Source organism: Pseudomonas sp. NPDC098747 (assembly GCF_044760045.1).
GTDB lineage: Bacteria > Pseudomonadota > Gammaproteobacteria > Pseudomonadales > Pseudomonadaceae > Aquipseudomonas.
In genome coordinates this window covers 1-10,997 of sequence record NZ_JBIWAL010000069.1, presented here as the reverse complement: position 1 = coordinate 10,997, position 10,997 = coordinate 1, and the positions used below count along the sequence as shown (strand labels likewise).

General features: G+C 57.8%; 10 protein-coding genes. 7 read left to right on the top strand and 3 right to left on the bottom strand.

The window, feature by feature from the left end:
* From ACIQVE_RS26215 to ACIQVE_RS26190, 6 genes are all read left to right on the top strand, one after another.
* On the top strand, positions 1-213 hold a 213-nt coding region (locus ACIQVE_RS26215; protein WP_402814107.1), incomplete at its 5' end, for a hypothetical protein.
* Positions 197-1,726: a 2,3-bisphosphoglycerate-independent phosphoglycerate mutase gene (gpmI, locus tag ACIQVE_RS26210; protein ID WP_402814105.1), complete on the top strand. Its 1,530-nt coding sequence runs from the start codon at positions 197-199 to the stop codon at positions 1,724-1,726. The genes ACIQVE_RS26215 and gpmI, both read left to right, overlap by 17 nt.
* 268 nt (positions 1,727-1,994) lie before the next feature.
* Positions 1,995-3,299, top strand: coding sequence for a peptidoglycan DD-metalloendopeptidase family protein (locus ACIQVE_RS26205; protein WP_402814102.1), 1,305 nt, complete (start codon positions 1,995-1,997; stop codon positions 3,297-3,299).
* A 34-nt stretch (positions 3,300-3,333) separates the two neighbouring features.
* Positions 3,334-4,653, top strand: a complete 1,320-nt coding sequence (locus ACIQVE_RS26200; RefSeq protein WP_402814100.1) for a S41 family peptidase — start codon at positions 3,334-3,336, stop codon at positions 4,651-4,653.
* 2 nt (positions 4,654-4,655) lie between these two features.
* Positions 4,656-5,432, top strand: coding sequence for a divergent polysaccharide deacetylase family protein (locus ACIQVE_RS26195; protein ID WP_402814098.1), 777 nt, complete (start codon positions 4,656-4,658; stop codon positions 5,430-5,432).
* A 109-nt stretch (positions 5,433-5,541) separates the two neighbouring features.
* Positions 5,542-6,909, top strand: a complete 1,368-nt coding sequence (locus ACIQVE_RS26190) for a Vps62-related protein (protein WP_402814095.1) — start codon at positions 5,542-5,544, stop codon at positions 6,907-6,909.
* Here the strand turns inward: ACIQVE_RS26190 and ACIQVE_RS26185 are convergent.
* Positions 6,890-7,645, bottom strand: a complete 756-nt coding sequence (locus ACIQVE_RS26185; protein WP_402814093.1) for a substrate-binding periplasmic protein — start codon at positions 7,643-7,645, stop codon at positions 6,890-6,892. The genes ACIQVE_RS26190 and ACIQVE_RS26185 overlap by 20 nt on opposite strands.
* 295 nt (positions 7,646-7,940) lie before the next feature.
* Between ACIQVE_RS26185 and ACIQVE_RS26180 the strand changes: the two genes are divergently transcribed.
* The gene (locus tag ACIQVE_RS26180) at positions 7,941-9,437 is read left to right on the top strand and encodes a trypsin-like peptidase domain-containing protein (protein ID WP_402814090.1); all 1,497 of its coding nucleotides are present in this window, start codon (positions 7,941-7,943) and stop codon (positions 9,435-9,437) included.
* A 60-nt stretch (positions 9,438-9,497) separates the two neighbouring features.
* Here the strand turns inward: ACIQVE_RS26180 and hisF are convergent, their stop codons facing one another.
* Together hisF and hisA are read right to left on the bottom strand one after the other, a co-directional pair.
* A complete protein-coding gene (gene hisF / locus ACIQVE_RS26175; protein WP_402814087.1) occupies positions 9,498-10,268 on the bottom strand; it encodes an imidazole glycerol phosphate synthase subunit HisF in 771 nt (256 codons plus the stop codon).
* Between the two features lie 9 nt (positions 10,269-10,277).
* The coding region (hisA, locus tag ACIQVE_RS26170; RefSeq protein WP_402814084.1) for a 1-(5-phosphoribosyl)-5-[(5-phosphoribosylamino)methylideneamino]imidazole-4-carboxamide isomerase at positions 10,278-10,997 on the bottom strand (720 nt) is incomplete at its 5' end.

Genomic DNA, 10,997 nt, shown 5'->3' with positions numbered 1-10,997 from the left:
AAATATACTGCTAACACCCAAATAAAAACACTTAATCAAACAAATAACCAACAACAAGCTCCTAAAAAATTAATCAAGTATACACAGCCACTATGGTGGGCCAAACCCCGTCCGGCGGTGACGCGGTCGGAACTTCGCTTTAAACTCCAACTCCCTTTTCCATCGCCCTCTTCTTTATTAGCCACGAGTGGATTCCATGACTACCACGCCTAAACCTTTGGTCCTGATCATTCTCGACGGCTTCGGTCACAGCGACAGCCCCGAATCCAATGCCGTTTTTGCGGCGAAGAAGCCTGTGCTGGATCGCCTGACGGCCAACCAGCCGAACGGCTTGATCTCGGGCAGCGGCATGGACGTCGGTCTGCCGGACGGCCAGATGGGCAACTCCGAAGTCGGCCACATGAACCTCGGCGCCGGTCGTGTGGTGTATCAGGACTTCACCCGCGTGACCAAATCGATCCGCGACGGCGAGTTCTTCGAGAATCCGACCATCTGCGCCGCTGTGGATAAAGCCGTGGCTGCCGGCAAAGCCGTGCACTTCATGGGCCTGCTGTCGGATGGCGGCGTGCACAGCCATCAGGATCACCTGATCGCCATGGCCGAACTGGCCTTCAAGCGCGGCGCCGAAAAAATCTACCTGCACGCTTTCCTCGACGGCCGCGACACGCCGCCAAAAAGCGCTGCTTCGTCGATCGAACTGCTCGACGCGACGTTCCAGGCACTCGGCAAGGGCCGCATCGCCAGCATCGTCGGCCGCTACTTCGCCATGGACCGTGACAACCGCTGGGATCGCGTGGCCCAGGCGTACAACCTGATCGTCGACGGCAACGGCGAATTCAACGCCGCCACTGCCCAAGAAGGCCTGGAAGCGGCTTACGCCCGTGGCGAGAGCGACGAATTCGTCAAAGCCACCACCATCGGTGAGCCGGTCAAAGTAGAAGACGGGGACGCCGTGGTGTTCATGAACTTCCGCGCCGACCGTGCCCGTGAGCTGACTCGCGTGTTCGTCGAAGACGATTTCAAGGATTTCGAGCGCGCGCGCCAGCCAAATCTGGCCGGTTTCGTCATGCTGACCCAGTACGCCGCCAGCATTCCTGCGCCGTCGGCATTCGCTGCGGGCAGCCTGGAAAACGTGCTGGGCGATTATCTGGCAAAAAACGGTAAAACCCAGCTGCGCATCGCTGAAACCGAGAAATACGCCCACGTGACCTTCTTCTTCTCCGGCGGTCGTGAAGAACCGTTCCCGGGCGAAGAGCGCATTCTGATCCCGTCGCCGAAAGTCGCCACCTACGACTTGCAGCCGGAAATGAGCGCGCCGGAAGTGACCGACCGCATCGTCGACGCCATTGAAAACCAGCGTTACGACGTGATCGTGGTCAACTACGCCAACGGCGACATGGTCGGCCACAGCGGCGTGTTCGATGCCGCCGTCAAAGCCGTTGAGTGCCTGGATAAATGCGTTGGCCGCATCGTCGAGGCACTGGAAAAGGTCGGCGGCGAAGCGCTGATCACCGCCGACCACGGCAACGTCGAAAAAATGGCCGACGAAGAAACCCACCAGGCGCACACCGCACACACCACCGAGCCGGTGCCGTTCATTTATGTCGGCAAGCGCGATCTCAAGGTCCGTGAAGGCGGCGTGCTGGCAGATGTGGCACCGACCATGCTCAAGTTGCTGGGTCTGGAAAAGCCGGCGGAAATGACCGGGACTTCGATTCTGGTGTAATCCGTGGTCTCAAAACACCGCTCAACCCTGTGGGAGCTGGCTTGCCAGCGATAGCAATCTGACAGCCAACAACTCTGTTGAATGTTCAGACGCCATCGCTGGCAAGTCGAATCGTCGCACCGCAGCTCCCACAGTGGTTTATGGGGTTTTCGAAATGGAATTAAGCCTGTCTGGCGCTCCAGTTATCACACAGCCCCAATTGGGCGTTTTTTTTGCAGCCTCGGGCGGGCATACTAGGCCGTCCATTACCCTGGTGCCGCCCGCCCCTATGCTTCGCGTCCTGATTGCCCTCGCTCTGACCTGCCTGCTCCAACCGGCCTTCGCTGACGAGCGCGCGCAAACCCAACAGCAGTTGGACGCCACGCGTCAGGACATTGCCGAGCTGAAAAAGCTGCTGGGCAAGGTTCAGGAAGAAAAGTCCGGCGTGCAGAAAGAGCTCAAGGGCACTGAAACCGAGTTGGGCAAGTTGCAAAAGCAGGTCGATGCGCTGCAGAAAGAACTGCAGAAAAGCGAATCCGAGCTGCAGCGACTCGATGCAGAGAAAAAAAAACTCCAGAGCGCGCGCACTGAACAACAACGACTGATCGCCATTCAGGCCCGTGCGGCGTATCAGAACGGCCGTCAGGAGTACCTCAAACTGCTGCTCAACCAGCAGAATCCCGAGAAGTTCGCCCGCACCCTCACCTATTACGATTACCTGAGCCAGGCCCGCCTGGAGCAGCTGAAAAACTTTAACGAAACCCTGCGCCAACTGGCCAATGTCGAAAAAGACATCGGCTTGCAGCAGGCGCAATTGCTGGTCCAGAAAAGCGACCTTGACACCCAACGCGACGAACTCGACAAGGTTCGCAAGGAGCGCCAGCAAGTACTGGCCAAGCTCAGTGCCGACGTCAAGGCCCGCGACCAGAAACTGGCCGCGCGCGAGCAGGATCAGGCAGACCTGTCTAAAGTCCTCAAAACCATTGAAGAAACCCTGGCCCGTCAGGCCCGAGAGGCAGAAGAAGCGCGCCAGAAAGCGCTGATCGCCCAGCAGGAAGCGGAAAAAAAGCGTTTGCGTGAGGCGCAAGCCCACGCGGATGCAGAATCGGACACCAGCGACGCCCCACGAAAACCCGTCAAATCGTCCCCCGGCGCGCTGGTTTCCAGCAGTGGCGAGACCTTCGGTGGGGCTTTTGCGGCAACCCGGGGAAAACTTCCATGGCCGGTTGATGGTCGACTACTGGCACGCTTCGGTGAAAGCCGTGGCGACGACGCCCGCACCAAGTGGGATGGCGTGATGATCAGCGCCTCCGCCGGCAGCCAGGTGCATGCCGTACACGGTGGGCGCGTGGTGTTTGCCGACTGGCTGCGGGGCGCCGGGTTGCTGGTGATCCTCGATCACGGCAATGGTTTTCTGAGTCTTTACGGTCACAACCAGACGCTGCTCAAATCGGCCGGCGACGTGGTAAAAGCCGGTGAATCCATCTCCACTGTCGGTAACAGTGGCGGCCAGGACACATCAGCGCTGTATTTCGCAATTCGTCAGCAGGGTCACCCGAGTGATCCGGCGCAATGGTGCCGCGCGCAAGGATAGGCGTTGAGTCACCAACATTAGGAGTTCGTTCGACATGCTGCATTTGTCCCGCCTTACCTCGCTGGCCCTGACGATCGCCCTGGTGATCGGCGCGCCTCTGGCGTTCGCCGCGCAACCGGCTCCGGCCGTCGCTCCAGCAGGCACAGCTGCGACCTCCAAGGCCCCGCTGCCGCTGGAAGAACTGCGCACCTTTGCCGAGGTCATGGACCGGATCAAAGCCGCGTACGTCGAACCGGTGGACGACAAGACCCTGCTGGAAAACGCGATCAAGGGCATGCTCAGCAACCTTGATCCGCACTCCGCCTACCTTGGCCCTGAAGATTTCACCGAGTTGCAGGAAAGCACCAGCGGTGAGTTTGGTGGCCTGGGCATTGAAGTTGGCGCCGAAGACGGTTTCATCAAAGTCGTCTCGCCAATCGATGACACGCCAGCGTCGAAGGCCGGCATTCAGGCTGGCGACTTCATCGTCAAGATCAACGGTCAGCCGACTCGCGGCCAGACCATGACCGAAGCCGTGGACAAGATGCGCGGCAAGATCGGCCAGAAAATCACCCTGACCCTGGTGCGCGACGGTGGCACGCCATTCGACGTTACCCTGGCTCGCGCCGTGATTCAGGTGAAGAGCGTCAAGGCGCAGCTGCTGGAGTCGGGCTACGGCTACATCCGCATCACTCAGTTCCAGGTCAAGACCGGCGATGAAGTCTCCAAGGCCTTGGCGAAGATGCGCAAGGACAACGGCAAGAAGCTTAACGGCATCGTTCTCGACCTGCGCAACAACCCGGGTGGCGTGTTGCAGGCCGCGGTGGAAGTGGTCGACCACTTCATCACCAAAGGCCTGATCGTCTACACCAAAGGCCGGATCGCCAACTCCGAGTTGCGCTTCTCTGCTACCGGCAAAGACGAAAGCGAAGCGGTGCCGATGGTCGTGCTGATCAACGGTGGCAGCGCTTCGGCCTCGGAAATCGTCGCCGGTGCCTTGCAGGATCAGAAACGCGCCGTGGTCATGGGCACCACCAGTTTCGGTAAAGGTTCGGTACAAACCGTACTGCCGCTGAACAACGACCGCGCACTGAAGATCACCACCGCGCTGTACTTCACGCCGAATGGCCGCTCGATCCAGGCCCAGGGCATCGTCCCGGACATCGAAGTGCGCAAGGCCAAGATCACCAGCGAGGCGGACGGCGAATACTTCAAGGAAGCTGATCTGCAAGGCCACCTGGGCAATGGCAACGGCGGCGCCGACAAACCAAGCGGCTCCGCCGGTAAGGCCAAGGCCATGCCGCAGGATGACGATTACCAACTGGCCCAGGCCCTGAGCCTGCTCAAAGGCCTGAGCATTACGTCCGGCCGTTGAGGATGTCTTTGCGTTTCGTCTTCGTTCTGCTGTGCTGCCTGGCGGGTGCTGCTCACGCACAACCCGCCAGCCCAACGCCTCACAAAGCCTACCTGACGCTGATCATCGACGACCTGGGGCAAAGCCTGCCCCGGGATCGTCGCGTGCTGGCCCTGCCCGGCCCGGTGACCGCAGCGATCATGCCCGACACGCCCCACGCCACCGAATTCGCCCGTGAAGCCCATCGCGCCGGCAAGATCGTCATCTTGCACATGCCCATGGATCCGGCGACCGGCCCGTTCGCCTGGCACCCCGAACTGCCCATCGAAGAACTTGAAAAACGCCTGAACGCCGCGTTCAAAAGGGTCCCGTATACCGCTGGCATCAATAACCACATGGGCAGCCGCATGACCGCGCAACCCGTGGCGATGGCCTGGTTGATGGGCGAATTGCAGCGCCGCCACAAGTTCTTCGTCGACAGCCGTACCAGTGCGCAAACCGTGGCCGCGCAGCAAGCGCAGAAGATTGATCTGGCGAGTGTTTCGCGCGATGTATTCCTCGATGACGAGCGCACCGAGGCGGCGATCTTCAACCAGTTGCAGACCGCGATCAGCCTGGCGCGCAAACAAGGCTCAGCCGTCATGATCGGCCATCCTTATCCACAAACGCTGGCAGTGCTGGAGCGCGAGTTGCCCAAACTAAAAACTCAGGGCATCGAGTGGATCGACATCAGGCAAATGATCAGCGTGCGCAGCAATCGTGCCATGGCCGGTCATGGCAAAGACGGGATCTATCGATAATTTCATACGATATATAGATACCACCAGCAGCATTACCCGAATCCCGATAGTGAGACCTCCAACAGGTCGCGACTCCCTTGAGTCGCTTTTTTAACTATCAGGATTAACCATGACAACCCAAGACAACACTGCGCCAAGCGATCGGCAAAGAGAGCCCATCAGGGTCGACAACCTGCTGATAGAGTTCACGACCGAGTACCGGAGTATCTGGGATACCTACGGCTCGAACTCGGTACAGGCCTCCTTCTGGCGCCCCACCCCAGCTCCCGATGTGTTGCCCGGCTATTTTCCACTGGGCGACGTTGCCGTTCTTGGCCTTAAAAGCATCGACGACAAAAAAGTCGTGGCCGTGGTGTGCGAGGCGACCACACGTAGTGCCGATCCCGGCAAAGGCAAGGCACTCGCCGCGCCTGTCGACTACGAGCTGATCTGGAACGACTTGGGCTCGGGAGCGACCAAGAGCGGGTCGATCTGGCGCCCCATCCCCCCGGAAGGTTACGTGGCCCTAGGATCGGTGTGTTCCAGTAATTACGAGAAACCCTCGCGCAACGCCGTACGTTGCGTGCGAGCTGATCTTGTCAGAGTGTCAGCCGAGTGCGATCTGATATGGAACGACAAGGGCAGCGGTGCAAAGCAGAGTGTCAGCACCTGGAGTGCCGTTCCACCCACCGCCGCAGCGGGTGAGATACATATGGCTCCGGGCACGTTTATCGGGTTCGGCGGCCACTCGTTACCCGCGGATTTTCCTGTGTACTCGTTACGCATGGACTTCCCGCTTCAAATCAATCCAAAGCCGCCAGCGCCAGTACTTCTCGGGGAAACGCCGACACCTTTGAATGAGCCTGATCAGCCGACTTACATTGCCAGACTTCCCTGGTTTGCAGTTAAAGACCCGCTGTTCACGCCGCTTGAGCAGCGAAACCACTCATCCTTCTACCAACTGGAACGCACGGATTATTACATCCTCATCGGCCATGGTCACAACACCGGACAAGAAAGCACGACATTCAGGTGGTCAGCCCAACGCGCGCAAGGAACAAGAGGCCAATGGGCATTTTCCAAACTCACCTCAGTCGACTTCGGTGTCCAATGGAACAGCCAACAGACCGCTCCGATTATGTTTTCGGCGCGGCTGAGCCCTGAACTGGCCCAATGCGAAATACCTGCTAGCGAATGGCTCGACACCTCACCCATTGACGTTGTCGCGGTTGTGGAAAGCAACAAGGCAGTGGCGGTTTATCTGATCCAGAGCGACTACAGGCTGGTGCGCTCAGACGGTACAAGCGTGGTATACACGCATTTCACCGATGGTCGCAGCTTGCACATCAGCCAATATGCCCCTGTTGCGCCGGCAGCCATTGTCGCTCAAGCAGCGGAACCGGAAGAGGCAGCGGTGGTGGAAATCCCGGCAGTGAATAACGAGAACGCCGACGCACCGGAAGTAAACGTTTCCAGTGCTACAGATACCGCGCCATGATGTCGTCAACCACACCTTCTTTGCGCAACTGATCCAGAGCGGCCTGGAGCTTGGCGACGACGTCATCGGAGACGTCCTTGTTCAGCGCCAGGTACAACTCGGCGCTATTGAAGCGCAGCACAGTTTTCAGACCCGTCACACCCTCCTGCCGTGCCAGATAACGCCCGGCAGGATCTCCCGTCGCCCACAAATCGATCTGTCCGTTAACCAACTTCCTGGCGTTGTCCTGATCGCGCAGAACGACCACTGGCTTCAAGCCTTGCTTGGTCAGAGTCTCGGCAATCGCGTCGCCTTTATAGGCGCCGATCTTGTACTTGCGCGCGTCATTGAGGGTTTCGAGGGTGATCTTGCTGTCAGCCTTGGCCAACAGAATCCAGTCGTCGGGGCCGATCGGGCCGACCCATTTGAAGAGTTTTTCGCGATCCGGCAGACGCGCCATCACGAAGGCACCGTAACCGGGATTTTCCAGCGCCTGTTTGTACACCCGCTCCCAGGGGAAGCGCAGGGTAAGGCTATAAGTGATACCGGCACGCTGGAACATCTCACGCACGATGTCGGTTGCGATGCCGTTGATGTTCTCGCCCTGGGCGAAGTTCTTGCCGTTCTTCGCCATGTTGTATGGCGGGAAGTTTTCGGTGAGGAGCACCAGATCGGTGTCGGGACTGTTTTCGGCCCTGACACTGTTGATGAGCAACAAAGAGGCACTGGCGAGAACAAGAAGCAGGCGTTTGATCATGTCGGGCTACCGGAATCCATGGCGTGCCCAAGAGTGCCTTGGGCACGCCATGCTGTCCACTGGACTGTACGGTTTTAGCGCATCCGGATCTCGCGATATTCACATCGGGCTGATTTAATTTGGACCTCTTTCATCTTGCAGCGTATGAAAAATCAAGTAAAAAATATCCGACAGAAAGAGCGCACTTACAATTGGGCACATGACCAACAACGCATTTCAAGTCACTTAACTTAAACTCTTCCAACTACAACAGTTCCTCTAACTCTCAGTTTCAAACACAGGCCAAGGATCGGTCATGAAATATAAAAGTAAAATACTATCCATTTTCTCACTACTGTTGCTTTGTCTTACCCAGACATCTTGCGCACAGCCTGTACCCGAAGCATCAGAACCCCTGCTATTGAGTAATGCCAAGGGTGAAAACAATCACTTGAATGGCATTGGACAAATCCTCAGAGGAGACAGAAGATATTGCACAGCCTTCCTGCTCGATACTCGCGATGGCGATAGCAATGCGAAAGGCCCGGCCTATGCATTGACCAGCGCACACTGCGCTTCAATCCGCATGGGAACAGCAGTCGATACTTCTTATCAGGGCCAGGTGCAGTTCAACTACTTCCAAGACACCCTGGAAGGCGCAAAGCGCTACGACATTCAAAAGGTCAAGTGGGCAAGTCTGGCCGGTACCGATGTCGCAATCATGCAGCTTGAAAGCTCACTTGAAACGCTGCTCGACGACGGCATCAACCCGCTCAAAACCGCATCCACCACACCAGACAATCCAACTCAGGTGCAGGTCGTCGGTGCACCAGCCAGTGCCCCCGGACTGCGACTTTCTGCCTGCACGCAGGAACAGGCGAATACCACGCTGATTAAATTCTCGACCGTTCATACCCGCTATCAGAAACAGAACTGTAAAGGCATTGAACCGGGCTCATCTGGCTCTGCTGTGTTGGATGCGACGACAGGCGAAGTTACCGGAGTCATGTCCGGGACGACCTACGGCATCCCGGCGGATGACTTGTGCTTTTGGCATGGGCTCTGCGGCAATCATGATAGCCGATCCATCTTGCCCGATCAGGCCAGTCAAAGTTTCGCAGTTGATTATCTCATGTCCTGCTTCACTGATGGCAGCTTCAATATTGATGCATCGGCGTGCAGGTTAAAACCCAACTTCGACTTCAGGTCTAGAACCCATACAGATATTGCCCTTCATAAAACACCCGCTGACAGCGATATTAAAACGCCGAACTGGGACATAAAATACTCTATGAATACAAACTTCTATCGATCAAAAACTGTACGCGATGCACGTAGCTGTTATTCACCAGAACATTACAACGGCGCCATAAGTACACTTGGCGGAATGATAGACACACCGATTGGCCGCGAGGCTGGCTTATATTATCTGTGTGTTGTGGGAACCGACTCAGTGGAGCAACAACTCACCGTCGGCTCACTTGAAAACATACAGGTCCTGGCCGCACGTCTCGTCGACGCCGTTGAACGCAGGTTGCCCGAACCGACACCTGAATTCACGCCTGGCGCTGATTATCTTTTAATCAAATATCGTGAAACCGATGATCGCAATATCTGGACTCAGATATACGGCGGCCCCGTGGGAACTACAGACTGCGCTGCCATCGATTCCATGCCCTACAGCAAGATAGGCGACAGCTTTCTGGTACCGCTCGACGCCCTGCCATTGACGCTGTGCAGTTACACCATGGATCGGAATCTAAGCACTTCAGAGGTCCGTACAGATCTGCTGCAAAGCTCTGGCACAGATTGATGACCTCGCCGCTTGAAGGTTGATCTAAACCGCCAAGCGGCGCCGCCCCTTCTGAGGCGCTTAGCGCATCACAATCCCGCGATGGGCCATATAGGCCTTGGCTTCCTGCACGGTGTATTCGCCGAAGTGGAAAATACTCGCCGCCAACACCGCGCTGGCGTGGCCTTCGAGGATGCCGTCGGCCAGGTGCTGCAAGTTGCCGACACCGCCGGAAGCGATGACTGGAATGCCCAGCGCATCGCTAATGGCGCGGGTTACGCCGAGATCGAATCCGTTTTTCATGCCGTCCTGATCCATGCTGGTCAGCAGGATCTCACCGGCACCGAGGGCTTCCATTTTCTTCGCCCACTCGACCGCGTCGAGACCGGTCGGCTTGCGTCCGCCATGGGTGAAAATTTCCCAGCGCGGGGTTTCGCCCGGTCCCGAAACCTTTTTCGCGTCAATGGCGACAACGATGCACTGCGAGCCGAAATGCTGCGCAGCTTCGCCCACGAATTCCGGGTTGAACACGGCTGCGGTGTTGATCGACACCTTGTCCGCGCCGGCATTGAGCAGATTGCGAATGTCTTGCACAGTGCGTACGCCACCGCCGACGGTCAGCGGGATGAACACCTGGCTGGCCATGCGCTCTACGGTATGCAACGTGGTATCGCGACCATCGACGCTGGCAGTGATGTCGAGAAAAGTAATCTCGTCGGCACCCTGCTCGTCATAACGACGGGCGATTTCCACCGGGTCACCGGCATCGCGGATGTTCTCGAACTTCACACCTTTGACGACCCGGCCGTTGTCCACGTCCAGGCAAGGGATGATGCGTTTGGCCAGCGCCATGGTCAGTCCTCAGCCTTTGTACGAATCGCAGAAAGCTTGCGCTTCAGCGACGTCGAGGGTGCCTTCGTAGATCGCCCGGCCAGTGATTGCACCGATGATGCCCGGCGCCTTGGCGTCGAGCAGCGACTTGATGTCACCGAGATTGTGGATACCGCCGGAAGCAATCACCGGGATCTTGGTGGCAGCGGCCAAAGCAGCGGTGAACGGTACGTTGCAACCCTGCATCATGCCGTCTTTGGCGATGTCGGTATAAACGATCGAAGACACGCCGTCGGCTTCAAACTGCTTGGCCAGATCGATGACCTGCACGGTGCTGATTTCAGCCCAGCCATCGGTGGCGACAAAACCGTCTTTGGCATCCAGGCCAACGATGATTTTGCCCGGGAATGCGCGGCACGCTTCAGCGACGAAGGCCGGATCTTTCACGGCTTTGGTGCCGATGATCACGTAGCTCACGCCAGCCTTGACGTAGTGCTCGATGGTTTCCAGCGAACGGATGCCGCCGCCGATCTGGATCGGCAGGTTCGGATAGCGCTTGGCGATGGCGGTGACCACTTCGCCGTTGACCGGCTGACCTTCGAAAGCGCCGTTCAGGTCGACCAGATGCAGACGACGGCAGCCGCCCTCCACCCACTTGGCAGCCATGCTTACCGGATCATCGGAGAACACTGTGGAATCTTCCATGCGGCCCTGGCGCAGTCGTCCGGAGGCACCGTCTTTAATATCGAT

Coding starts and splice junctions, on each gene's coding strand:
- gpmI (WP_402814105.1), top strand. CDS start 197: ATGACTACCACGCCTAAACCTTTGGTCCTGATCATTCTCGACGGCTTC.
- ACIQVE_RS26205 (WP_402814102.1), top strand. CDS start 1,995: ATGCTTCGCGTCCTGATTGCCCTCGCTCTGACCTGCCTGCTCCAACCG.
- ACIQVE_RS26200 (WP_402814100.1), top strand. CDS start 3,334: ATGCTGCATTTGTCCCGCCTTACCTCGCTGGCCCTGACGATCGCCCTG.
- ACIQVE_RS26195 (WP_402814098.1), top strand. CDS start 4,656: ATGTCTTTGCGTTTCGTCTTCGTTCTGCTGTGCTGCCTGGCGGGTGCT.
- ACIQVE_RS26190 (WP_402814095.1), top strand. CDS start 5,542: ATGACAACCCAAGACAACACTGCGCCAAGCGATCGGCAAAGAGAGCCC.
- ACIQVE_RS26185 (WP_402814093.1), bottom strand. CDS start 7,645: ATGATCAAACGCCTGCTTCTTGTTCTCGCCAGTGCCTCTTTGTTGCTC.
- ACIQVE_RS26180 (WP_402814090.1), top strand. CDS start 7,941: ATGAAATATAAAAGTAAAATACTATCCATTTTCTCACTACTGTTGCTT.
- hisF (WP_402814087.1), bottom strand. CDS start 10,268: ATGGCGCTGGCCAAACGCATCATCCCTTGCCTGGACGTGGACAACGGC.